Genomic DNA, 23,989 nt, shown 5'->3' with positions numbered 1-23,989 from the left:
GGCTGCGTTTCTCGGTCCAGGGGGCGAGCCCCCTCAGCTATTCGGGCGAGCTCAGTTGTATGGATGCGCAACGTTATGTTCGTTTAATGGAGTTGTCGCGTCCGGCGTCACGCCGACCCGCTCCATCAGTTCGCGAACGTCGCGGATGCGGCTGTCGAGAAGGCCGTGCATCTCAGTCAGCGTCCAGCGCAGCTCATCCACCGCGCCCGGCGCCGCGTCGGGAAAATGCGAGAGATGATAGATCATCTCGTTGAGCACCTGCCGCAGCCCGTACAGGTCGTCATGAGCGAGCTTCTGGACGTCGAGCTGGCCGAGCAGCCGCTGCACGAAGCTGCGGCGATCGGACGGCACATGGCGCAGATCGACGAACCGGTTGACGTGGAAGGCGCGCGGCGCCTCGGGGCTGCCGGCCGCGTGGGCCAGCGCGAGGCGCACGCTGTCCGCGTTGAGGTCCTCGGTATCGACGGAGAGCGTGTTCGGGAACAGGCTCTTGTGCCGTTCGATCAAGGCGTGGGTCTTGTCGTAGTACCAGCCGAACTTGTCGGCCAGCGACAGATCCATCCATTGCTGCTTCGACATCTCTCCGAAGTGGACAGCGGTCGGACGCTTGCGCTGCGCGGCCGGCGAGTCGGCGTAGTAGAGGTGGTTCTGCGGCGACAGCGCCGCATTCTCAACCAGGCTTGCGATGCACGCCGCCCGGTCGCGCCGGCGCAGATGCACCAGCGTGACCTGGTCGCCGAGGAGCTCGGCGATGATCGGCAGCACGGCCGCATAACCGTTGCCGACGACGCAGGCATGGGGGCAATCGAGGATCGTCTGACGAATCTGATCCGCGAAGCTGGGATCGTTGGTTTCCTTGAGCTGGCAGAACAGCTCGTTGAGCTCGCTCGACGCCCATTCGTGCACAGCCCTGTCGCCGTTGCCCTGGTTGTCGAACACCTCCTGCATCATCCGCGCGAGCGACGTCGTGCCGTCCCGGCCGGTGCCAACGCACAGCACCCGCAGCGCGGAAGGCGGAGAATTCCTCAAGGCCACGTCACGGCGATTGCCGGAGGGGCGCGTCGCTCCATTGTCCGAGACCACGGCCGGACGCGGGCGCGTCAGCCGGCGAAGCTCCGCGGATGCCGCCTCCCACTCCAGCCTGTAGCCGTCGCGCTCGTCGCGCAGGCGGCCCATGATCACGCCCCTCTCTTCGGTGATGCGCCTGTACCGCTCGCACTCGTCCTTCGCGGCGATCAACTCCGCTTGCAGCGCATCGACGAAGCGTTTCACATCCTCATCGAGGCGGCTTTCGGTGCTGGCGGTGCCAATCCCCAACCGGCCCTCGATCCATCGGCGCAGTCGCACTCTCGACAACAATCATCCTCCAAGACATCGAGCCGAACGGCCTGCTGATCGTCTGCCGTGCGATCGCTGCTGCGAATCAGCACGCCTGCGAAGACCGCCTTGCCGGCTCCTGCTCTCTACGTAATACAATTGCAATGTACATCAAAATGCGTCGCAGTTCGGTTGCAGAAGCAGCGCTGATGGGCCGGGACGTTGCGCGAGCACCCCGCTCGTGCTCGATAAATGTGCACGCCGCTGGAGCCTGCTTTCTCCCGGTCAGGCCGTCAACGCGACCAATCGTCATTTTTGGGGTATTAAAATACCGTAGCGCGGTGCGGCCGCGGTGATCATGCGTCACGGCATGCCGCAGGCGCCGCTGCTGCCAACGGACACAGCCGCGGCGACGCCAACTCCGTCGAGCTAGTCCAGTCCGCGCTCGCGACTGAGCCGCACCATCTCGTCGATGAAGATCTGCTTCTGCCTGTCGTCGAGGCTGGTGAAGAGCGGCTCCGACGCGTCGGCCACGGCGCGCTGGTCGGCGGCGCGGTCGACCAGGAACTGAGCCTCGTTGCGCATCTGCTCGACGATGTCATCCGGCGGGTCGCGCTTCGACCGCGCGATGCGCAGATCGAGCCTGTCAGCGCCGTTGCGGCCGAGCGCGTGCATCGCATTGGCGAACGGACCCCAGTTCTTCGCCTGCTCTTCCGTCAGGTTCAGCCCGGTCTTCAGCCGCTCGACATTGCTGTCGCTGTTGGCGACGATCTGTTCGGCCGTGAGTTGCGGCGCGCCTGGCTGCGTCAGCATCGGCGTCGCCTTGGCGACCTTGCTCGTCTTCGCCGGCTTGGAAGGCTTCGCCTTCCTGGCCTCGGCCGGCGGTGCCGCGGGCTGCGCACTCTGCTGGTCGTTGTTGCCGGTGAACGCCCCGGTCACGCCGGTGACCACGCCGACGACACCGCCGATCGCGCCACCGAGCACACCGCCGACCGGGCCTGCCGCCTTGTTGCCTTCGCGCGCGCCCTGCTCGACGCCCCTGAACAGGCCCTGCGCGGCAGACTGACGCGGCAGGCCCGCGAGGCCGACGAGGCCCACTGACACTCCTATTGCGATGCATCCGAAAGACCGGCGCCAGATGCCGGCGGGGCTCGTCATCATCAGTTCATGCTCCGTGCAACACGTCCGACCGTCTCGCGCGTTGCCGGTCGTGACGGCCATGATTCCAACGAATTCTATCGTTGCCGCGCCGCGCAAGTCCATCTGTCGCACGCAGTGCGATGCATCCAACGCCTCCAGCTACATCGATTCCTGTTCTGCCGTGACGCGCTTTGCGCTGCAGCGCTCATCGTTGCGATGCAATCAGTTGCGAGACCTGCGACGATTGTGCCCGCCATTAGTTCTAGGATTCGCTCCACCTGCTTTCTCGACAGCCGCTCGCAATTCTGCTCTGATTGCACCCAAGCGAAATCCATGCGTCGCATGACGCGACGCAACAACTAACAAATCGGATTCGCACCCAAACGCTTGGCTCACCAGGGAGGGAACGCCATGTCACGGAGGAAGCTGAACCGCCGACAATTCGTTGCTGCGACCGCTGCCACCTCGGCGGTCATGATTGCCGCGCCCTATGTGCGCGGCGCCTACGCCGCCGGCAAGCTCTCGATGGGATTCTGGGACCATTGGGTTCCCGGCGCCAATCAGGCTTCGACCGATCTCGTCAACAAATGGGCTGCCAAGGAGAAGGTCGAGGTCCAGATCGACTACATCACCAGCCAGGGCAAGAAGCTCGAGCTCACCATCGCTGCCGAGGCGGCGGCCGGTTCGGGCCACGACATTCTCGCCCATCCCACCTGGTGGCCGCAGGCCTATGCCAATCAGCTCGAGCCCGTCAACGACATCATGGAGCCGATCGTCAAGGAGAATGGCTCCGTCAACGGCACCGTCAAATATCTCGGCCAGGCTGGCGGCAAATGGCTCGCGGTGCCGGCCTGCGTCGGCAGCCAGATCAAGGGCCCTTGCACCCGCATCGATCTGATGAAGAAGCACGCAGGGATCGACGTGCAGGAATTGTATCCCGCCGGCAGCCCGCCGAAGGCCGACAGTTGGACCACCGAGACGTTCCTGAAGGCGGCGGAGGCATGTCACAAGGCCGGCGTGCCGTTCGGCATCGGTCTCGGCGAGACGACCGACAGCGTCGATTCCGCCGGCGCTTTCTTCCAGGCGTTCGGCGCCGATCTCGTCAACGCCAAGGGTGACGTGACGGTCAAGACCGATGAAGTCCGTCAGGCGCTGGAGTTCTACAAGCGGCTGATTGCCGTGCTGCCGCCCGACGTCGCGGCGTGGGACGACGCGTCCAACAACAAATGGCTGGTGTCCGGCAAGGGCGCGATGATCATGAATCCGCCGAGCGCCTGGGCGGTCGCCAAGCGCGATGCGCCGCAGGTCGCCGAGCAATGCTGGACGCACGGGTTCCCGGCGGGCCCGAAGGGACGCTTCGCACCCTTCCTGCCGTACTTCTGGGGCATCTGGGCGTTCTCGAAGAACAAGGAAGCGGCCAAGAGCCTGATCGTCCACCTCTCGAAACCGTCTTCGATCGAAAAGATGGTGGTGGCCAGCGGTGGCTACGACCTGCCGGCCTACGAGAAGCTGACGACGCTGAAGGTGTGGGCCGAGGCGGCGCCGCCAAAGGGGACGCTGTTTCACTATCCCAACCCCTATAATCACCAGACGCTGTCGATCGCAGCCTCCCCTGCTCCGCCCAAGATCGCGCAGCAGATCTATGCACAGGCGACGATGACCAAGATGTGCCTGCGCTACGCCCAGGGCGAGAAGATGGAATCGACCCTCGCCTGGGCCGAAGGCGAGTGCGAAGGCTTCATGCGCAGCTGAGGCATGCTCGAAGCAACGCCGGCGGTCCGCCTCGGCAGGCGGGCCGCCCCCTTTCACCTCGTCAGTGTTTCCCATCCAGTGAGGACCCCGCCGTCGCAGGGGACATCACGAGGAGCCCTTTGTCATGGTTGATGCCGCCATCGGTGAAAACGCCGTCGCCCGCCCCCGCGCGGCCCGCCGCAATGGTCTGCACAGGGCGCTGAAGCGGAAATCGACCGCCGCTTTCCTGATGACGCTGCCGCTGATCCTGCTGATCGTGCTCCTGGTCGTCTATCCCGCCCTGTATTCGGTGCATCTGGCGACCCTGAACAAGTCGATGCAGCGCTTCGTCGGCTTCGGCAATTTCGAGTTCCTGTTCAAGCGCGACACGTTCTGGCTGGTCGTCAAGCAATCCTGCATCTTCGCGATCACCGCCGTCGTCTTCAAGGCGCTGATCGGCTTCATCGTCGCGCATTTCGTCCACAACATCCCGGCCAAGGGCCAACGCAAATGGCGCGGCATGCTGCTGGTGCCCTGGGTGATTCCGCCGGCGATGAGCACGCTGGCCTGGCTGTGGCTGTTCGACCCGTCCTACAGCGCCTTCAACTATACGCTGTCGTTCTTCGGCATCGGCCCGATCCCGTGGACCGGTGATGCCGCCTGGGCGCGGTTCTCGGTGATCCTGGTCAACGTCTGGTACGGCGCACCGTTCTTCATGATCATGTACCTGGCCTCGCTGAAATCCGTCCCGGACCAGCTCTATGAAGCCGCGGCGATCGACGGCGCCAATTGGTGGCAGCGGATCTGGTACGTGACCCTGCCGATGATGCGCAACATCATCGCCATCACGACGCTGTTCTCGCTGATCGTGACGTTCGCCAACTTCGACATCGTCCGCATCCTCACCGCCGGCGGCCCGCTCGACAAGACGCACATCTTCGCGACCTGGGCGTTCCGCGTCGGCATCGAGGGCAGCGACATTCCGCTCGGCGCCAGCGTCTCGCTGTTCATGGTGCCGATCCTCGCGGTCGCCGCCATCTTCATCCTGCGCGACGTCAACAAGCGGGGGAACGAGTCCTGATGAGCACCATGACCGTCGACAAGGCCGGCCCGACCCGCAATGTCAAATACGGCTCGATGAGCCGCGACCGCGCCTGGGCGCTGCGCTGGTCGTATTTCTTCCTGACGCTGTTCGCGATCTTCTCGCTGGTGCCGCCGCTCTACATGCTGATCACCTCGCTGAAGGGCAGCGCGGAGATCTCGGCGGCGACCAACCCCTGGTGGGTGTTCCACCCGACGCTGGAGAACTATGTCGGACTGCTCACCTCGAACCAGTTCCTGCGCTTCTTCTTCAACTCCGCCATGGTGTCGATCATCGTCGTGATCATCACCATGCTGATCAGCATTCCGGCCGCGTTCGCGCTGTCGCGGATGAAGTTCTGGGGCTCGGCGACGCTGGCGACCGGCGTGTTCCTGACCTACCTGATCCCGGACAGCCTGCTGTTCATTCCGCTGTTCAAGATGTTCGCGCTGGTCGGCGACGTCACCGGCATCCAGTTGATCAATCGCTGGTACGTGCTGCTTTTCATCTATCCGACGCTCACCGTGCCGTTCTGCACCTGGATCATGATCGGCTATTTCGCCTCGATCCCCAAGGAGCTCGACGAGGCCGCCATCATCGACGGCGCCTCCTGGCTGCAGACCTTGACGCGGATCTTCATTCCCGTCGCCCTGCCCGGCCTGATCGCGGCGACGATTTTCGCCTTCACCGTCTCCTGGGCGCAGTTCCTGTATCCGCTGGTGTTCACGACCTCGACCGACCAGCTGGTGCTGCCGGTCGGCATCGTCACCACCCTGATCAAGGGCGACGTCTTCAACTGGGGACAGATCATGACCGGGGCGCTGCTGGGCGCGGCGCCGCCGCTGATCATCTACGCGTTCCTGATGGACTACTACATTGCCGGGCTCACGGCCGGCGCGACCAAGGGCTGAGGACGGGAGTTGATCTGACATGGCTGAAGTGAGCTTGCGCAAGGTCGTGAAACGCTACGATGACGTCGAGGCCGTCCGTGGCATCGATCTCGACATCGCCGATCACGAGTTCGTCGTGCTGGTCGGCCCGTCCGGCTGCGGCAAGTCGACGACATTGCGGATGATCGCAGGGCTCGAGGACATCTCCGACGGCGACATCACGATCGGCGGCGACGTCGTCAACGACGTGCCGCCGAAGGACCGCGACATCGCCATGGTGTTCCAGAACTACGCGCTCTATCCGCACATGACGGTGGCCGAGAACATGTCGTTCGGCCTGCGCCTGAAGCATTACCCTAAGGCCGAGATCAAGAGCCGCGTGGCGGAGGCCGCGCGCATGCTGGATATCGCCGACCTCATCGACCGCAAGCCCAAGCAGCTCTCCGGCGGCCAGCGCCAGCGCGTCGCGATGGGCCGCGCCATCGTGCGCAATCCCAAGGTGTTCCTGTTCGACGAGCCGCTGTCGAACCTCGACGCCAAGCTGCGCGTGCAGATGCGCATCGAGATCAAGAAGGTGCACCAGAAGGTCCGCACCACGACCGTCTACGTCACCCACGACCAGGTCGAGGCGATGACCCTGGCCGATCGTGTCGTGGTCATGAACAAGGGCCGCATCGAGCAGATCGGCACGCCGAACGAGCTGTACCACAATCCGGCGACACGCTTCGTCGCCGGCTTCATCGGCTCGCCCGCGATGAACTTCGTGCCGTGCCGGCTCGAGGAGGCCAATGGCCGGCTCCACATCCGCCTCACCGACCGCATCGCCTTTCCGCTGCCGCCCGCGCGCGCCGCGCGCTATCAGTCCGTGTCACGGAATGAGCCGCTGCTGCTCGGCATCCGGCCGGAGCACATCACCGAGACCAAGCCGCATGCGGAGCCTGGGATCGAGCCGTTCGAGGCGCTGCTCGACGTCACCGAGCCGATGGGCATGGAGACGCTGGTCTACTTCACCCTCAACGAGACGCCGGTCTGCGGGCGAGTCAACCCCAATGCCGGCGCGCGGGATGGCAGCCCTCTGCGCATGGCAATGGACCTCAACAACATGCACCTGCTAAACGAGGCGACCGGGCTCGTGATCTGACGAGCACCAGGACGATTCAAGGGCAGGACATGACCACCAGGACGGCAACCAACAAGAACAAGATCCTCGTCACGGAATCCTTCTCGGCCAAGGGACGCGCGCTGCTCGCAGCGCGCGACGACGTCGAGATGATCGAGTTCCCCAACATGATCTCGGCTGCGGATTTCTCCGTGCTGCTCGCCTCCCATGCCCCGGTGCATGGTGTGGCTCTCGGTGCGACGCGCTTCGGCGAGCCGGAGCTCGTCGCTGCCGGCGACATGAAGGTCGTGACCAGGATCGGCGTCGGCTTCGATGCGGTCGACGTGCCGGCGCTGAGCCGCCACAAGGTGCCCTTGATGGTCGCGGGCACCGCGAATTCGCCGTCGGTCGCCGAGCAGGCGCTGTTCATGATGCTGACCTTGGCCAAGCGCGCCAACGAGATGCATGCCATGGTCAAGGACGGCACCTGGGGCTCGCGGCTCGGCGTGCTGCCGTTCGATCTCTACGGCAAGACCGTGCTGATCATCGGCTTCGGCCGCATCGGCACCCGCACCGCCAAGCGCTGCCTGGCGATGGAGATGCAGGTTCAGGTCTACGATCCCTACAAGCCCGCCGCCGACATCACCGCCGCTGGCTGCGAGCCGGTAACCGACCTCGACGCCGCGCTGCCGCGCGCCGACTTCGTCAGCATCCATTGCCCGAAGACGCCCGAGACCATCGGCCTGTTCAATGCCGCGCGTCTGCGGCTGATGAAGCCGACCGCCTATTTGATCAACACCGCGCGCGGCGGCCTGATCGACGAGGCCGCGCTGTACGACGCGCTGGCGTCCGGCCGCCTCGCCGGCGCCGGCCTCGACGTGTTCGAGCAGGAGCCGCCGCCGGTCGGCCACGCGCTGCATATGCTGCCCAACGTGATCATGGCCCCGCACGTCGCCGGCGTCACCCGCGAGGCGGTCGACCGCATGAGCGAGCAGACCGCGCGCAACATCCTCAGTGTGCTCGACGGCGAGCCGATTCGGCAGAACGTGATCAATCAGGACGTGCTCTGAATCGCGGGCTGGCGCCGTCTCGCGCTGATACTTGTGCTCAGTGCTCGAATGATCATGGCCGGGCTCCATCCCGGCCATTCACGTTTGGAGACGAGCCGGCTGAGTCGAGCGCCGTCCTGCGGGGATCTTCATCCACCGCTTTGTCGCCCAAATTTGAACGCAATGTTGCATCTCGCCCAGACTTCGCTACAACTGCAGCTATTGGCGTCGGCGTTTGCGCGCGTCAGTAGGAACAGAGGCGATCATGAGTGTTGCGACGGAGCACGCGCTCGCAACGATAGCGAGCATCCTCGACAAGCCGGAATCTGCGAAGCGTGACGACCGGGCGAGCGCGCCTGTTCCCAACTCTCCAGCCAGAAAGGCCACGGGTACGGTGGTCTCATTCGATCAGGCCGACGGCTACACCAAGATCGGTCCCGGCCCGATCTCTGCGATCCGCTTCCGCTGGACCGCGCGGCGCGGCGAGGACGGCTACTATGTCGATGAGACCGTCGGGCCGACCTCGATCGCCGTCAGCAGCGGCCCGATGACGGCCGAAGCCGCCATCGACATGGTCGACACCCGTGCGCGCGAGGCGGCAGAGCGCTTCGAGGCACTGAAGAACGAGATGACCGGCAAGGGTGCGTTTGCTCCGGTCGAACCCGGCCGGACCTAGCGCTCGGTGGCCGCGCATCGTTGAATGATGCGCGGCATTGCCTGGTGGACCAGGAGGCTCGACCGCTGGCGGCGGCCGTGAGCCGATCCGAACGATGCGACCGCCGCCTGCCCCTCGTCCCGCGACACCGCTTCCTGTAAGAAGACCCTCGTCCCACTCAAGCCGAGGTGTCGCCATCATGGGGTTCTTCGATCGTCCGCTGTCCGTCCTGACCGGGCTCGTCCTCGTCTGCAGCCTTGCCGTGCCGGCGGCCGCGGACCAGGCCTCGCGGCTCGACGAGATCGTGCAGCGCGGTAGCTTGCGGGTCGGCATGACCGGCGACTACAAGCCCTTCACCTATCTCGACAAGGCGACCGGCAAATTCTCCGGCTTCGACGTCGACATGGCCGAGTCGCTCGGCAAGGCGCTCGGCGTCAAGGTCGAGTTCGTGCCGACGAGCTGGCCGCAGCTCATGAAGGATTTCGAGGCCGACAAGTTCGACGTCGCCATGGGCGGCGTGTCGATCACGCTCGACCGTCAGAAGAAGGGCTACTTCTCGACGCCGATCATGCGCGAGGGCAAGACACCGATCGCCCGTTGCAGCGACACCTCGAAGTACCAGACGCTGTCCGACATCGACAAGCCCGGCACCCGGGTCGTCGTCAATCCGGGCGGCACCAACGAGCGCTTCGCCCGCGCCAACATCAAGGCCGCCGACATCCGGGTCCACACCGACAACGTCACCATCTTCGACGAGATCGCCAAGGGCGACGCCGACCTGATGATGACCGACGCCTCTGAGACGCGCTACCAGCAGAAACTGCATCCTGGTGTCTTGTGCGCCGTCCATCCAGAGAAGCCGTTCGACTTTTCGGAGAAGGCCTACTGGCTGCAGCGCGACGTGGCGCTGAAGGCGTTCGTGGACCAATGGCTGCACATCTCGACGGAGAACGGCAGCTACCAGGCGATCTACAAGAATTGGTTCGAGTAAATTCTGACGAAGCTGACGGGATGTAGGCTGAATATGCAGCGTTCGATGAATTAGGCAGACTCTCTGCAAGTGCCCCGTGAGAACGTCGGATCGAAAAAGTTAAGGCTTGGCGGAAAACGAAGCAACGTCGCTGTCACGGAGCAGAGCAGACACGCAATCAATATTCCCCGTAAGCGCCGCTCGGCCACGGGAGGAAGGGGATCATTCTCAATCGTGCGCTCCCTGTGTTGTCAAAGATGAAGGGGAATGATCCCCAAGTGAGAAGATCGGTGACAAACGGAAGCAGCAATACCCCGGCGATCATCAAGACCACCCATCGCCATGGCTGTCTCACCGTGACGAGAAACGCAACAACAGCTAGACCGTAAAGCGGCCAAATAATTGAAGTCGCAATTACGCCGAGCGCAGACGGCGAGATCAGAGCGCCCCACGTCCAGCGATGCCAGCCGAGCTTGATGAGCAAGAAAGCGTGGCTAACCGTGTGCCGCTCCACGAACGCGAGCACGATCACGCAAAGCGGCACGAACCAAAGCCAATGCCAGCCTAAGCGCAGTCCCCTACCGGTGGCCTTCGCGGTGTCGCTCATGACCGAATTCTAGCGATCGCCCTTCGCTGTTGCTAGGGGCTGAGTGTCACCTCTGGGCCGGGAGTAGATATACGATGGCCGGTTGTGACCTTAGATCGGACCTCGTGGAGCGTCAGTCTACCCGCCGTGGAATTGCACGCCGAGCCTACCCCGAACGACCCGCACCTAAACGCTATATTCCGGCGTAGTTTCAATGAGAAGACCTCTGTCCAGTCCTCCGGTAGAAAATATTCCACTTTTGTTTTTCAGAATTTCATGCTTTACTGCCGCCATCCCGCCTCATCGAAGAGGGGCGTTGCGCGCGATCGTCACGACACGCGAGGTGGGGAGGCGACGGCCGCGAGATGCCGAAAGCGTGCTTGCACGCGGACGAACGGCAGCTTGCGGACGTGAAGTCGCAGGGTCCTGATACCCCGACGCTGGTATCAAGCCGCGAAGGTGCTCAAGGCGCCGCGTGGTGATGGTGGCCAACAAGCCCGGCGCACCAGGGAGACTGCGTATAAGCGTTAAGACCGTCGCGCAGGGAATGCCGGTTGATCGGCAGCACCTGTGGTACCTGCCGCCTGCATTTTTTACGCAGGCGGGCCATGGGTGAGGCCCTCACCCGGCATTCCCTGCGCCCTCTTCTATTCGAGAGGGGCACGACTGATGGAATCACTCGGACGTCATGCGTCGCGAGACAGCGAGGTCATGCTCTAGAGTGTTAGGTGCGGATCGCTCGGGCGACACAAACGGTGTCGTCCCCGGCCTCGAGCCGGGACCCATGCTCACAGGCCGTCGTTTGTGGCAGGTGCGAAGGTGCAGGCCTGCAGAATTGTCCCGCTGGTGGTGATGGGTCCCGGCTCGAGACCGGGACGACAGTGGAGCGTGTTGTGAAAGCTCTGCTCATAACCGCGCAGCGAACGCAGTTCGTCGAACAGGCCTCAGCCGTTGCGGTAGGTGTAGCTGTAGCCGTTGATCGCCGGCGCGCCGCCGAGATGGGCGTAGAGCACCTTCGATCCCTCCGGGAAGTAGCCCTTCTTGACGAGGTCGATCATGCCCTGCATCGACTTGCCCTCGTAGACGGGGTCGGTGATCATCGCCTCGGTGCGGGCGGCGAGGCGAATGGCCTCGTTGGTCTCGGCACTCGGCACGCCATAGGCCGGATAGGCGTAGTCCTTCAGGATCACGATCTCGTCGTCGCGCACCTTGCGGCCGAGCTCGACCAGCTCGGCGGTGTTGTCGACGATCTGCCGCACCTGGCTGCGGGTCTGCTCCGGCGTGCCGGAGGCATCGATGCCGATGACGCGGTCGGCGCGTCCATCCGCGGCAAAGCCGACGATCATGCCGGCCTGGGTCGAGCCGGTGACGACGCAGACGATGATGTAGTCGAACTTGATGCCCATCTCGGCTTCCTGCGCCCTCACCTCCTCGGCGAAGCCGACATAGCCGAGGCCGCCGAACTTGTGCACGGAAGCGCCGGCCGGAATGCCGTAGGGCTTGCCGCCGGCGTCCTTCACCGACTGGATCGCGTTCTCCCAGCTCTTGCGGATGCCGATGTCGAAGCCGTCCTCGACGATGCGGCTGTCGGCGCCCATCAGGCGCGTCATCAGGATGTTGCCGACGCGGTCATAGACGGCGTCCTCGTGCGGCACCCAGCTCTCCTGGACGACGACGCACTTCATGCCGATCTTGGCCGCGGTCGCCGCCACCATGCGGGTGTGGTTGGACTGCACGCCGCCGATCGAGACCAAGGTGTCGGCATTGGACTCGATCGCGTCCGGCACGATGTATTCGAGCTTGCGCAGCTTGTTGCCGCCCATGGCGAGACCGGAATTGCAGTCGTCGCGCTTGGCGTAGATCTGCACCTTGCCGCCGAGCGCCGCCGTCAGCCGCGGCAGATGCTCGATCGGAGTGGCACCGAAGGTGAGCGGATACTTTTTGAACTTGTCGAGCCGAAGCACGGGTCTCTCCGTGGGTGGATGAAAGGGCCGGGCGAAACATACGAAAAAGGGGGAGAAAGGTGCTCTCTTTATTGCCCTGTGTTTTCGTGCTTACGTCCGCTGATTTTCACATCTGTAAGAGAAACATCCGCCCATGACGGCAAGAATGAAAGAACCTTCCAGTATCGATCTCGACCGGGTCGATCGCCGTATCCTGCAACTGCTGCAGAAGGACGGCCGGATGAGCAATGCCGAGCTTGCCGCCGCCGTTCATGTCAGTCCGGCCACCTGCCATCGCCGCACCCAGCGCCTGTTCGAGGAGGGCTACATCAGGAGCGTGCGCGCGCAGATCGCCCCCGAGAAGGTCGAGCGCAGCGCGCTGGTGCTGGTCGGCGTCGTGCTCGACCGCTCGACGCCGGAGAGCTTTCGCACTTTCGAGGCCGCGATCCGCAAGCTCAAATTCGTGCTCGACTGCCATCTCGTCGCCGGCGATTTCGACTTCTTCCTCAAGATCCGCGTCCGCGACATGCAGGACTTCAACCGCATGCATGGCGACCAGCTGATCTCGCTGCCCGGCGTGCGGCAGACCCGCACCTTCTTCGTGATGAAGGAGGTGGTCGACAATGCGCCGCTGGATTTCTGAGCGGAGGGCGCGTTGAACCAGGGCTGCCGCAGCGGCGACTTAATTGCGCGTGAGCTCGCTCACATCAGCAACCGACATCGTGGAGATCCTGATGAAGAGGCTGTTGGCCGTTGCTGCCGTGGTTCTGGCCAGCAGTGCCGCCGAGGCGCAGTACGTCATCGAGTACGGCGGCAAGACGATCCGCATCGATCCCGACCGCGGCACCGTGCAGATCCCCGGCGTCTACGACAATACCGAGCAGAAGAAGTTCAAGCGCACCAAGCGCGATCCGGATCAGGCGGCCAGGCCGCCGGCCGCGGCGGACAAGCCGGCTCCGGCGCCCACCGAGGCGGCGGTCACCCCGGCCCCGCAACCGCCTGCTCCCGCCGTCGCGGTCCCTGCTCCAGTTCCCGCCGAGCCTGCTCCGACGGCAGCCGCACCGGTGAGCCCACCGGCCGCTCCTGCTCCCGTTCAGGCGGCCGCGCCACCGGCGCCGCTGCCACCACCTCCGGCGGCCCCAGCCGCCAATGCCACGGCACCTGTTGCGCCGCCGGCCGCTGCGGCTCCCGCCGCCGCGCCGCCGCCGCCGCGTCCAGCCCAGACGCCTGCCGTGACCACCGCAGCCGCTCCGCCCGCTGCGGCGCAGACCGCCGGTCGCGATCCCAACTCGCCGGTCGGCATCTGGCTGACGGAGGAGAAGGAGGGCCAGATCCGCATCGAGCCCTGCGGCGCCAATCTCTGCGGCTACGCCGTGGATGCGAAGACCAAGCAGAACGGCGAGCAGATCCTGATCAACATGCGGCCGAGCGACAAGGCCCAGGAGAAGAAGTGGACCGGCCGCATCTTCGATCCGAACAGCGGCAGCACCTACGATTCGACCATCGCGCTGAAGGGAGCGGACAATCTGCGCGTGCAGGGCTGCGCCTTCGGCGGCATGTTCTGCGGCGGCCAGACCTGGACGCGAGTGAACTGAGCGCGGCGACGACCGTCGAAGTTCATTCAAATGAAACGCGCGCGGCCTTGCGACCGCGCGCTCGAGCGGTCGTCAGTCTGGCGTCAGCCGACCGGCGTCGCATATTCCTCGTCGGTGACGTGCTCCATCCACGTCACGTGCTCACCGTTGAGCGATTCATGCATCGCGACGTGGACCATGCCGGTGGTCGGCGCGGCGCCATGCCAATGCTTCTCGCCTGGTGGAATCCACACGATGTCGCCGGCCTTGATCTCGCGCACCGGCCCGCCCTTGGCCTGCACCCGACCGACGCCCTGAATCACGTAGAGCGTCTGTCCGAGCGGATGGGTGTGCCAGGCGGTGCGCGCGCCGGGCTCGAACGCCACGCGCGCCGAGGCGACGCGGGCGGGCGCCTGCGGCGTGATGATCGGGTCCTGCCACACCGTACCGGTGAAACTTTCGGCCGCCGCGCGGCGCGTGGGGCGCGAGCCCGCGAGATAAACATCCACCATGGTTCTGCCTTTCCTAAGTCCTTGCAGTCGATCGATCGCTGCGTCGGCCGCGACCTACTTCTTCGACGCCGCGTAGCGCGCCTTGGTCTCGGCATTCATCGGATAGAGACCCGGCAGCACCGCGCCCTTGTTCACCTCGTCGACGATCCAGGCTTCCATGCGCTCCTGCTCCGGGCCTTCGGCGAGCACGTGATCGAGCATCGCCTGCGGGATCAGCACCGCGCCGTCCTGGTCGGCGACGATGACGTCGTTCGGAAACACCGCAACGCCGCCGCAGCCGATCGCCTCGCCCCAGCCGACGAAGGTGAGGCCGGCAACCGACGGCGGCGCGGCGTAGCCATCGCACCACACCGGCAGGCCGGTGCCCATCACGCCTTCGAGGTCGCGCACCACGCCGTCGGTGATCAGCGCGGTGACGCCGCGCTTGACCATGCGGGCGCACAGAATGTCGCCGAAGATGCCGGCGTCCTTGACGCCCATCGCATCGACCACGGCGATGCAGCCCTCGGGCATGGCCTCGATCGCGGTGCGGGTCGAGATCGGCGACGACCAGGATTCCGGCGTCGCCAGATCCTCGCGCGCCGGCACGAAGCGCAGCGTGAAGGCGGGACCGACCAGCCGCTTCTGTCCCGGGCGCAGCGGCTTGGCGCCGCGCAGCCAGACATTGCGCAACCCCTTCTTCAGCAGGACCGTCGTGATGGTCGCCGTAGTGACCTGGGAGAGGGTAGCGATGGCTTCGGGAGTGAGGGACATTGTGAGACTGGCGCTCCAAACAGGCTGGCGGAAAAAGCAGGCGCATCTTGCGAGCGACGAAGGCCGCGTCAAGGGCATGCTCAGTGCGCCCAGCGCATGCGGGGCCTGCAGCGGCCCGATAAGGTCTTCTTATCGCGGGGCATCCGATTAATTTATTGAATTTTCGAGACTTTTTGTCTCCAGCGCAATTCCACTGGCGATCGAAAGCGGCTAGATGAGGAACAGCAACACGGATCTTCTCGGACAGATGGCCGACTCTTTTCCACCTCCTCGCCTGCTGCCCAGCGGCGACAGCGCGGTCACCGTCGAGTTCAGCCGGACCATCGACGAGACCGCCAATCGCCGCGTGCTTGCGCTCGACCATGCGGTGGCAGCGGCCGGGATCGAGGGCATCACCGAGACGGTGCCGACCTATCGCTCGCTGCTGGTGCACTACGATGCAGGTGTGATCGACCACGACACGCTTGGGGCAAAGCTGTTGGCGCTGTCGGCCGGGTCGCTTGCGCCGGACAGCGAGGTCAGGCGCTGGCGGGTTCCAGTCTGCTACGGCGGCGAGAATGGCATCGACCTGGAGGACGTCGCCAAGGCGCTGAACCTGACGCCGGACGAGGTCGTCGCCCGCCATGTCGCCGGCATCTACCGCGTCGCGATGATCGGCTTCACGCCGGGCTGGTCCTATCTGTCCGGTCTCGATCCGACGTTGCAGATGTCGCGCCGGCAGAACCCGCGCTTGGCGACACCGGCAGGCATCATCGCGATCGGCGGCATCCAGACCGGCATCCAGTGCCTTGCCGGCCCCTGCGGCTGGCACCTGCTCGGGCGCACCGCGATGCGGACGTTTCAACTGCACCGCGACCCGACCTTCCTGCTCGAGCCCGGCGACGAGGTCAGCTTCTACGCCGTCGACGTGAAGACCTTCGCGGAGCAGGAGCGCGCCGCGGAGGGCGGCGAGCTCATCGCAGAGCGGATCGCCGCATGAGCACGCTCGTCGTCTCACAGATCGGTCCGGCAAGCTCGGTCCAGGATGGTGGGCGTTTCGGCGCGCAGCGCTACGGACTGACGCCATCCGGCGCGATGGACAAGCTGGCGCTGGCCGCAGCCAACAGCCTCGTCGGCAATGTGCCGATGGCGGCTGCGATCGAGATCGGCCCGTTCGGCGCGACGTTCGCGGCGAAGGGCGGCGCGGTGCGCGTGGCGCTCGCCGGCGCGCAGCGGCCGGCGGACGTCGCCAAGCGGCCGATCGAGATCAACACGTCGGTGACACTGAACGACGAAGAGCAGCTCACGCTCGGCTTTGCGCGCGGCGGCTCGTTCACTTATCTGGCCATCGAAGGCGGCATCGCCGGCGAGCCGATGTTCGACAGTCTCTCGGTGAATGCGCGCGCCGGGCTCGGCAGCCCCTACCCGCGGCCGCTCCAGGCCGGCGACAGGTTCGAGGTCACCCCCGCCAGCGACGCGCCGGAACTGCGGATTGATGTGCCGAGAATGAGCGGCGTGATCCGCGTCGTGATGGGGCCGCAGGACGATGAGTTCAGCGACGAGATGAAAGCGCTGTTCCTCGGCAGCGACTGGATGGTGTCAGCAACCAGCGACCGCATGGGCTATCGCCTCGAAGGACCGCCGATCCGCCATCTCCATGGCCACAACATCGTCTCCGACGGCACCGTGGACGGCAGCATCCAGGTGCCTGGCAACGGTTCGCCGATCGTGCTGATGTCCGATCGCGGCACCAGCGGCGGCTATCCGAAGATCGCGACCGTCATCACGGCGGATTTCGGCCGCCTGGCGCAGACGCCCGCCGGCACGCCGTTCCGCTTCAAGGCCGTGAGCATCGCCGAGGCGCAGGCCGAACTGCGCCGCTACAAGGATCTGCTGCGCAGCCTGCCCGGCCGCGTCACCGAGCTCGCCAACAGCGATTTCAATGTCGATGCGCTGTTGACGGCCAATGTCGCCGGTCATGCGGTCAGCGCAACCGACGCCACCACCTGGCCCGGAGCGACTCCCGATTGATTTGAGCACATCTCACGCTGTTTCGGACCCATCAACGAGCGGACCCTGACATGACCAGCACCGTCGACCTGAACTGCGACCTCGGAGAGAGCTTTGGCCCGTGGGAAATGGGCAACGATGCCGCCATGATCGAGCTGGCGACGTCGGTGAACGTCGCCTGCGGTTTTCATGCCGGCGATGCCGACATCATGCGCCGCACGGTCGAGATGGCGAAGGCCAAAGGTGTCCGCGTCGGTGCGCATCCCGGCTATCGCGATCTGCATGGTTTCGGCCGGCGTCCGGTACCCGGATTGAAATCATCGGAGATCGAAAACCTCGTCGCCTATCAGATCGGCGCGCTGCAGGCGATCGCCACCGCGGCCGGCCACAAGGTCACGCATGTGAAGGCCCACGGCGCGCTGTCCAACGTCGCCTGCGAGGATGACATGACGGCAAACGCGATCGCCAAGGCGATCAAGGCCGTCGATCCCAGTCTGATCTTTGTCGTGCTCGCCAACTCCAAGCTGGTGACCGCGGGCGAGAAGGCCAACCTGTCGATGGCGCACGAGGTGTTCGCCGATCGCGCCTATGGCGACGATGGACTCCTGGTGTCGCGCAGCAAGCCCGGCGCCGTGCTGCACGATCCCAAGGTCATCGCCGATCGCGTCGTGCGCATGGTTCAGGACGGCGCGGTGATTTCGGTGACCGGCAAGGTGATGAAGATGCGCACCGACACCGTCTGCATTCACGGCGATACCGCTGGCGCGGTCGAGATTGCGCGGGAGGTCCGCAAGGCGCTCGAGGCGGCCGGCATCACGGTCGCGCCGTTTAAGAGGTGAGGAGGATCAGAACGGGTGCGTGAAGGATGTGCCCAGGGTGATCGCGGCAATCAGCGCCATCGCGCTGTAGAAGGCAACCAGCGCGACGGTTGCGCCGCGCTCGCGAATGGCGCGGGCCTGGGGCATCTGTCGCAGGGGCGTCGATATCGTTCGCATGGCCGGTCTCCCGAAGTTCCGGCCATGAGAAAAGCGTTCTCGCGAGCCGGTGCAAGGCAACCGGCGAAATAACGACAAGCCCCCTGCGCCGGGTCCCGCAGGAACCAAAAAATTCTCGGCCGGAGTGGCGGCCGAGAATATTCTCCGCGGGGGTTCCCGCTCAGTAGACGTCGAGCTGGAACCGGCCCTTCTTCTTGAGGTCGGCCACGAAGCTGACGGCCTCGTCGGTCGAGCGGGCCCCGAACTGGGCGACGATGTCGACGAGGGCGCGCTCGACGTCCTTGGCCATGCGCTTGGCGTCGCCGCAGATGTAGAGATGGGCGCCGTCGGCGAGCCAGGTCCAGACCTCGCGCCCGACCTCGCGCATGCGGTCCTGGACGTAGAACTTCTTGTCGCCGTCGCGCGACCACGCCAGCGACAACCGCGTCAGGAGGCCGGCCGTCTTCATGGCGTTCAGCTCGTCGGCGTAGAAGAAGTCGCAGTCGCTGCGCTGATGTCCGAAGAACAGCCAGTTCTTGCCGGGCGCGCCGGTCGCCCTGCGGTCGTGCAGGAACGCGCGGAACGGCGCGACGCCGGTGCCGGGACCGACCATGATGATCGGCGTCTTCGGATCAGCGGGCAGCGCGAATCCGTGCGCCTTCTGCACATAGACGCGCAGCTTGTCGCCGGGATTGATCCGCTCGGCCAGGAACGTCGAGGCAAGTCCCAGCCGCTTGCGCTTGCCGATGACGTAGCGGACGCAGTCGACCGTCAGCGACAACCTGCCGGGCGTGGCATTGTGCGACGACGAGATGGAGTAGAGCCGCGGCTGCAGCGGCTCCAGCGCCTCGACGAAGGCCTCCGGATGCGGCCGGACGCCGGAGAACTTCTGCAGCACCGCCATCACGTCGAGCGTCGCCGCGTCGCCGTCGGGATCCTCGCCCTGCGCCAGCTGCCGCGCCTTCTCGCGGGTTGCGCCGCCGGTGATGAAGGAGATCAGCTCGAACAGCGAATCCGGCGCCGGCGCCAGCGAGACGTCCTCCAACAGGCACTGCCGCAGCGGCTTGCCGTTCACCTCGGTCATGTGCGAGGCGCCGAGCAGCGCGATGATCTGATCGACGAGGCCGAGATCGTTCTTGGCGAAGATGCCGAAGGAATCGCCGACGACGTAGTCGAGCCCGCTCTCGCCGAGATCGAACTCGATGTGCCAGGTCTCCTTCTCCGAGCCCGGCTTGTTGAGCAGGCGCCGCGACAGGAACGTCGCATCGACCGGATTGTCGCGCGAGCGACCGGGCTCGCTGACGACGACGGAGACTGTGGCCGGCGCAGCCGCAGCGGGCTTGGCCGCGGCCGGAGCCCTGTCGATCTCCTCGTAGAGCGCCTTGAGCATCCGCGCGGTTTCCTTGCCGCCGGGGACGCACAGATTCAGCCGCGCCTCGCTGCGATCGGCAATCGCATCCGAATAGTCGCTGCAATTGTAACCGCATTGGCCGCAGTCCTGCTGCGCCATGGCCGCCATCATGCGCCGGCGCAGCGGACGGCCGTCGGCGAGCTTCATGCGCTCGGCGATCGGCATGGTCTGGTCGTGCCATGGCGCCTCGCCGTCGTCACCGTCGCCCGCGGGCGCAAGCACGGCGCCGTTCTGCGCCGGCGACAACGCTGTCGCGCCGTCGAAGCCGAGCGCTCCGGCCAGAAAGCCGTTGAGCCATGAGCGTTGCGCCTCGGAGAATGGCGCCGTCGAAGGAATGATCTCGATCTTGGGCATGGGCGTGATCTGGTTCATGCAGACACCTCCGACGAGGTCTGGGCTTCGGCGAGATTGCGCAGCGCCTCGCCGTCGTGACGGCGTGCGAACGACAGGAAGGTCTCCTCGGGAGAGGCGCGATGGGCGAGATAGGCCTTGAGCAGCTTCTCAACGGTTACAGGCGCATCCGCCGCCTTGAGGTCGCGATAGACCTCGCGGCCGATGTCGGCCTGCGGGCCGAACCCGCCGCCGGCGAACAGGTGATAGCCCTCGACCGTGTCGTCGCCATCACCGACCGGCACCTTTGCCGCGATCATGCCGATGTCGCTGATGTAGTGCTGGGCACAGGAATGATGACAGCCGGTGAGATGGATGTTCAACGGGGTGTCGACGTCCACCCTGCTCTCGCACCAGTCGCCGATCTCGGCCGCATGCTTCTTGGTGTTGGATGCCGCGAACTTGCAGCCGGCGTTGCCGGTGCAGGCGATCAGTCCGGCGCGGATGTGCGAGGCCTTTGTCGACAGCCCGATCTGCTCGATCGCCGCACAGGCCAGAGCGACCTTGTCGTCGGGAACGCCCGAGAGCAGCAGGTTCTGCCACACCGTGAGCCGGATCTCGCCGTCGCCGAGATCGGCTGCGATCTTGGCGAGCGCGCGCATCTGGTCCGTCGTCAGCTTGCCCAACGGCAGCACCACGCCGATCCAGTTCACCCCCTGCTGCTTCTGCTGGTGGACGCCGATATGGGCCATGCGATCGGCGTCGGGCCGCGGCGCGAGCGCCTCGTCGGGGACGCGCGCCAGCTTGCGGCCGAGCCTTGTTTCAACGGCTTCCATGAACTTGTCGTGACCCATGCTGTCGAGCACATATTTGAGCCGCGCCTTGAGGCGATTGGTGCGGTCGCCGGTCTCGATGAACAGCCGCACGATGGCGTCGGCCACCTCGGTCGCCCGCTCCGGCTCGACGATGATCCCTGTCGGCTTGGCGAAATCCTTGTGTCCGGTGATGCCGCCGAGGCCGAGCTTGAACCACACGCCCGGCGCAACGCCAAAGCCGTCCTTCACCTCGACCGCCGAGAACGCGATGTCGTTGGTGTCCTCCAGTGCCGCGATCCGTCCGGCGCCGTCGAAGGCGACGTTGAACTTGCGCGGCAGGCCGTACAGCGAGCGGTCGTTGAGGATGTGGAAATGCCATTCGCGGGCGAAAGGCCGCGTATCCAGCAATTCCTGCGGATCGATGCCGGCCGTTGGCGTCCCCGTCACATTGCGGATGTTGTCGGCGCCGGAGCCGCGCGCCGTCAGACCGAGATCCGAGAGTCCTTCCAGCAGCATGACCGCGTGCCTCGGCGGGATTTCGCGCAGTTGCAGGTTGGCCCGCGTGGTGACGTGGCTGTAGGGGCCGCAAAGCTGGTCGGCGAGATCGGCAAGGCCCGTCAGTTGCCAATGCTTCAGGATGCCGTTGGGAATGCGCAGCCGGCACATATAGGAATCCTGCGCCGGCGCGACGTGAAACAGGCCGTAATAGCGCCAGCGGAAATTGTCGGCCGTGGATGGCGCAGCATCATTGCGCGCCTGCTCCTTCAGCCTCTCGTAGGCATCGAAGGGATGGAGCTCGCGCTTGACCTTCTCCTGGTCGACGAGCTTCCGTCCCGACGCAATCACCTTGTCCTGGGCCTTGATGTGGATGGCGTCCGGGCCGGTCGGCTCGCTTGCCGTCTGCGTGCCACCCTGGCCGCGCCCTGCCAGCGTGACCTTGAGGCCCGCAGCCAAGCCTTCGAGGTAGCGCTTCTGCTCGTCGTTAAAGTCGACTGACAACGATTCGATTTTCATGATGGCGGACGAAGCTCCAGCGGCCACGGCGGTTGGCGTTCGGGAATGGGATGAGGATCGCACCGTCCGACAGGCCGACATGGCCTGCTTCCGATGAAAGATCCGACCAGCTTCGTTGCTGCGGAAATCCGACACGGATTGCAGTCAGCGGCATCTGCGGCGGCTGACTGCACTGCAATATTCAAGTTGCGTGCCAGCCTGAAAAATCAGGAAAAGCGTGTAAAATCAGAATGCTGATCGAATCAATGAAGGCAAGTTAACCGACTCAAGCCTCGAAATACGGGCACGTCGCCCAAAAATTGGTCGACGGCACACGGTGCCCAGACCCTGATTCGGTGCGTGAATCAGGCCGTCCAGCGGCCGATCTTGAAGGCCTCGAGATGGCCGATCACGTCGTCCGCCGCGAAAGGCGGACCGGCGAATGCGCCGATGGCGGCATCCGTGCCGACCGCGGCCGTGCCCATGGCCGCGTCGTAGATGTCCGGCCGGAACACGCCCATGGCAGTGCCCAGGGCTTCAGTACTGAGGGGAGTCTGGCCCCACCGCACCATCTGGGCATAGAGCCATGCCGCCTGGATCTTCTCGGGCCGTCCCGCGTCTTCGCGGCCCACCAGCAGATAGCGCGAGCTTTCGCGGAAGGTGCCGTCCGGCGAGATCTTGAGGCGGCCGTCCAGCGTACGCTGGAGCACCTCCGCATCGACGCCGATCCGCTCCGGCTGGGCCAGAATACGCGCGGCATCCCCGTGGTTCTGCTCGATGAAATCGGCGGCCTTCGCGCAGGCGCGGATCAGGCCGGCGAGGGCGGCGGGATTCTTGTCAGCCCAGCTCTGCCTGACCGCCAGCACCTTTTCGGCCGCGCGCACCAGCACGTCAGACACGAAGTGGAGAATATGGCCGATGCCGAGATCGACTGCGATCGAGTTCCACGGTGCTCCGACGCAGAACGCGTCGACGTGACCGTTGGCGATGCTCTCCACCATGTAGGGCGGCGGCAGCACCACGAGGCGGACGTCCTCATCGGGGTCGACGCCACCTGCGGCCATCCAGAACCGCAACTGATAGTTGTGGGTCGAGAACGGAAACGTCATGCCGAACGTCAGCGGCTCGCGCCCGGCCTTGCGCCGTTCCGCGACGACGCGCGCCAGCGCCAGCGCCGTCGCCATCGGGTCGAAACGATCCCCATCGAGATTGGCCATGATCGCCGCATGCAGCGCCGGCGTCACGGTGATCGCGTTGCCGTTCACCCCGAGATTGAAAGGAGCCACGATCGGCACCTTGACGTGACCGATGCCCAGGCTCGACGCGATGGCGACGGGAGCCAGCAGATGCGCCGCGTCGAACAGGCCGATGTTGAGCTTGTCGCGCACGTTCGACCACGACACCTCTCGGACCAGCGTGACGTCGAGACCTTCGGCCGCGGTGAAGCCGTTGTCGACGGCGACGATCAGCGCGGCGGCATCGACCAGCGGGATGAAGCCAATGCGAAGCGGGCCGGTCATTTCAACAACTCCGAGGCGGTCAGGATCGACTGCGCGATCTCGCCGATCTTCTTCTTTTCGCGCATGGCCGTGGAGCGCAACAGCACATAGGCTTCCTCTTCGGTGAAGCCCTTCATCTTCATCAGAATGCCCTTGGCGCGGTCGATCACCTTGCGGTCCTCCAGCGCGGACTTGGTGCGCTCGAGCTCGTCCTGAAGCTTGGAGAACGCATTGAAGCGCGAGATGCAGAGGTCGAGGATCGGCTTGATCCGCTCCTTCTTCAGCCCATCGACGATGTAGGCGGAGACGCCCGCCTCGACCGAGGCCTGGATCGAGGCCGCGTCGCTCTGGTCCACGAACATCGCGATCGGCCGGCGGACGGCGCGGCTGACCTGGAACATCTGCTCCAGCACATCGCGGCTCGGGTTCTCCAGGTCGATGACGATGACGTCCGGGTCCAGGGCATAGATGCGCGCCAGGAGACCCTGCATCTCGCTGACATGCACGACGCCGGTAAAACCCGCCTCCCGCAAGCCTTCCTCCAGGATGGCCGCGCGGATCGGGCTTTCGTCGACGATCACGATTTTAGGCGATTGCTCGGCGCTCATCGATCACCAGGTTGTCCGGGCCCTCACCCATAGCATGGACGTGGCCGCCTCAAAGCCTTGTCTTTCTGGA

General features: G+C 65.1%; 23 protein-coding genes. 12 read left to right on the top strand and 11 right to left on the bottom strand.

Annotated features, from left to right (window positions below; translation table 11 throughout):
- Window positions 1-51 precede the first annotated feature (51 nt).
- Window positions 52-1,347: a hypothetical protein gene (locus tag ACQR1X_RS09805; RefSeq protein WP_434898814.1), complete on the bottom strand. Its 1,296-nt coding sequence runs from the start codon at window positions 1,345-1,347 to the stop codon at window positions 52-54.
- Window positions 1,348-1,746: 399 nt separating this feature from the next.
- Entirely contained in the window at window positions 1,747-2,391 is a 645-nt protein-coding gene (locus tag ACQR1X_RS09800) for a Spy/CpxP family protein refolding chaperone (protein ID WP_434848011.1), read from the bottom strand.
- Between the two features lie 477 nt (window positions 2,392-2,868).
- Here ACQR1X_RS09800 and ACQR1X_RS09795 point away from each other — a divergent pair, with 477 nt between their 5' ends.
- The 7 genes from ACQR1X_RS09795 (at window position 2,869) to ACQR1X_RS09765 (ending at window position 9,953) form a co-directional block, all read left to right on the top strand.
- The gene (locus ACQR1X_RS09795; protein WP_434898722.1) at window positions 2,869-4,209 is read left to right on the top strand and encodes an ABC transporter substrate-binding protein; all 1,341 of its coding nucleotides are present in this window, start codon (window positions 2,869-2,871) and stop codon (window positions 4,207-4,209) included.
- Between the two features lie 124 nt (window positions 4,210-4,333).
- Window positions 4,334-5,269: a carbohydrate ABC transporter permease gene (locus ACQR1X_RS09790; protein ID WP_315799988.1), complete on the top strand. Its 936-nt coding sequence runs from the start codon at window positions 4,334-4,336 to the stop codon at window positions 5,267-5,269.
- Entirely contained in the window at window positions 5,269-6,180 is a 912-nt protein-coding gene (locus tag ACQR1X_RS09785; protein WP_315799989.1) for a carbohydrate ABC transporter permease, read from the top strand. The genes ACQR1X_RS09790 and ACQR1X_RS09785 overlap by 1 nt, the downstream gene beginning before the upstream one ends.
- Before the next feature lie 19 nt (window positions 6,181-6,199).
- Entirely contained in the window at window positions 6,200-7,300 is a 1,101-nt protein-coding gene (locus ACQR1X_RS09780) for an ABC transporter ATP-binding protein (protein WP_315799990.1), read from the top strand.
- 29 nt (window positions 7,301-7,329) lie between these two features.
- A complete protein-coding gene (locus ACQR1X_RS09775) occupies window positions 7,330-8,328 on the top strand; it encodes a hydroxyacid dehydrogenase (RefSeq protein WP_434898721.1) in 999 nt (332 codons plus the stop codon).
- 244 nt (window positions 8,329-8,572) lie between these two features.
- Complete coding sequence (locus ACQR1X_RS09770) at window positions 8,573-8,983, top strand: hypothetical protein (protein ID WP_316178771.1); 411 nt, start codon at window positions 8,573-8,575, stop codon at window positions 8,981-8,983.
- A gap of 178 nt (window positions 8,984-9,161) precedes the next feature.
- Complete coding sequence (locus tag ACQR1X_RS09765) at window positions 9,162-9,953, top strand: transporter substrate-binding domain-containing protein (protein ID WP_315799993.1); 792 nt, start codon at window positions 9,162-9,164, stop codon at window positions 9,951-9,953.
- 157 nt (window positions 9,954-10,110) lie between these two features.
- Here the strand turns inward: ACQR1X_RS09765 and ACQR1X_RS09760 are convergent, their stop codons facing one another.
- The gene (locus ACQR1X_RS09760; RefSeq protein WP_434898720.1) at window positions 10,111-10,539 is read right to left on the bottom strand and encodes a hypothetical protein; all 429 of its coding nucleotides are present in this window, start codon (window positions 10,537-10,539) and stop codon (window positions 10,111-10,113) included.
- 923 nt (window positions 10,540-11,462) lie between these two features.
- Entirely contained in the window at window positions 11,463-12,482 is a 1,020-nt protein-coding gene (locus ACQR1X_RS09755; protein ID WP_434898719.1) for a 1-aminocyclopropane-1-carboxylate deaminase, read from the bottom strand.
- Between the two features lie 145 nt (window positions 12,483-12,627).
- Between ACQR1X_RS09755 and ACQR1X_RS09750 the strand changes: the two genes are divergently transcribed.
- Window positions 12,628-13,104, top strand: a complete 477-nt coding sequence (locus ACQR1X_RS09750; RefSeq protein ID WP_434898718.1) for an Lrp/AsnC family transcriptional regulator — start codon at window positions 12,628-12,630, stop codon at window positions 13,102-13,104.
- A gap of 91 nt (window positions 13,105-13,195) precedes the next feature.
- Window positions 13,196-14,056, top strand: a complete 861-nt coding sequence (locus ACQR1X_RS09745) for a DUF2147 domain-containing protein (protein WP_434898717.1) — start codon at window positions 13,196-13,198, stop codon at window positions 14,054-14,056.
- An 83-nt stretch (window positions 14,057-14,139) separates the two neighbouring features.
- On the opposite strand, the gene ACQR1X_RS09740 is transcribed toward ACQR1X_RS09745, so the two are convergent.
- Together ACQR1X_RS09740 and ACQR1X_RS09735 are read right to left on the bottom strand one after the other, a co-directional pair.
- A complete protein-coding gene (locus ACQR1X_RS09740; protein WP_434898716.1) occupies window positions 14,140-14,547 on the bottom strand; it encodes a (R)-mandelonitrile lyase in 408 nt (135 codons plus the stop codon).
- Window positions 14,548-14,601: 54 nt separating this feature from the next.
- On the bottom strand, window positions 14,602-15,300 hold the full coding sequence (locus tag ACQR1X_RS09735; RefSeq protein WP_006613956.1) for a ribonuclease activity regulator RraA: 699 nt from the start codon (window positions 15,298-15,300) through the stop codon (window positions 14,602-14,604).
- Window positions 15,301-15,547: 247 nt separating this feature from the next.
- On the opposite strand from ACQR1X_RS09735, the gene pxpB reads away from it, so the two are divergent.
- Genes pxpB through ACQR1X_RS09720 form a run of 3 tightly spaced genes read left to right on the top strand, consistent with a single transcriptional unit; the run spans window position 15,548 to window position 18,128 of the window.
- The gene (gene pxpB, locus ACQR1X_RS09730; protein ID WP_434898715.1) at window positions 15,548-16,279 is read left to right on the top strand and encodes a 5-oxoprolinase subunit PxpB; all 732 of its coding nucleotides are present in this window, start codon (window positions 15,548-15,550) and stop codon (window positions 16,277-16,279) included.
- The gene (locus tag ACQR1X_RS09725; RefSeq protein ID WP_434898714.1) at window positions 16,276-17,310 is read left to right on the top strand and encodes a biotin-dependent carboxyltransferase family protein; all 1,035 of its coding nucleotides are present in this window, start codon (window positions 16,276-16,278) and stop codon (window positions 17,308-17,310) included. Before pxpB ends, ACQR1X_RS09725 begins: the two co-directional genes overlap by 4 nt.
- A 50-nt stretch (window positions 17,311-17,360) precedes the next feature.
- A complete protein-coding gene (locus tag ACQR1X_RS09720; protein WP_434898713.1) occupies window positions 17,361-18,128 on the top strand; it encodes a LamB/YcsF family protein in 768 nt (255 codons plus the stop codon).
- A gap of 6 nt (window positions 18,129-18,134) precedes the next feature.
- Here the strand turns inward: ACQR1X_RS09720 and ACQR1X_RS09715 are convergent, their stop codons facing one another.
- The 5 genes from ACQR1X_RS09715 to ACQR1X_RS09695 all read right to left on the bottom strand — a co-directional run bounded on the left by ACQR1X_RS09715 (window position 18,135) and on the right by ACQR1X_RS09695 (window position 23,919).
- The gene (locus ACQR1X_RS09715; RefSeq protein ID WP_315711980.1) at window positions 18,135-18,284 is read right to left on the bottom strand and encodes a hypothetical protein; all 150 of its coding nucleotides are present in this window, start codon (window positions 18,282-18,284) and stop codon (window positions 18,135-18,137) included.
- Between the two features lie 160 nt (window positions 18,285-18,444).
- Window positions 18,445-20,046 carry a sulfite reductase subunit alpha gene (locus ACQR1X_RS09710; RefSeq protein ID WP_434898712.1) on the bottom strand — a complete coding sequence of 534 codons (1,602 nt, stop codon included), beginning with the start codon at window positions 20,044-20,046 and terminating at the stop codon, window positions 18,445-18,447.
- Window positions 20,043-21,833 (bottom strand): NirA family protein, encoded by a 1,791-nt coding sequence (locus ACQR1X_RS09705; RefSeq protein ID WP_434898711.1) that lies wholly within the window; start codon window positions 21,831-21,833, stop codon window positions 20,043-20,045. The genes ACQR1X_RS09710 and ACQR1X_RS09705 overlap by 4 nt, the downstream gene beginning before the upstream one ends.
- A gap of 344 nt (window positions 21,834-22,177) precedes the next feature.
- The gene (locus ACQR1X_RS09700; RefSeq protein WP_434883067.1) at window positions 22,178-23,332 is read right to left on the bottom strand and encodes a CmpA/NrtA family ABC transporter substrate-binding protein; all 1,155 of its coding nucleotides are present in this window, start codon (window positions 23,330-23,332) and stop codon (window positions 22,178-22,180) included.
- On the bottom strand, window positions 23,329-23,919 hold the full coding sequence (locus ACQR1X_RS09695) for an ANTAR domain-containing response regulator (RefSeq protein ID WP_315800004.1): 591 nt from the start codon (window positions 23,917-23,919) through the stop codon (window positions 23,329-23,331). The genes ACQR1X_RS09700 and ACQR1X_RS09695 overlap by 4 nt, the downstream gene beginning before the upstream one ends.
- Window positions 23,920-23,989 lie beyond the last annotated feature (70 nt).

Source organism: Bradyrhizobium sp. HKCCYLRH3073, from assembly GCF_051167995.1.
GTDB lineage: Bacteria > Pseudomonadota > Alphaproteobacteria > Rhizobiales > Xanthobacteraceae > Bradyrhizobium.
This window is presented reverse-complemented; position numbering and strand designations above follow the sequence as displayed.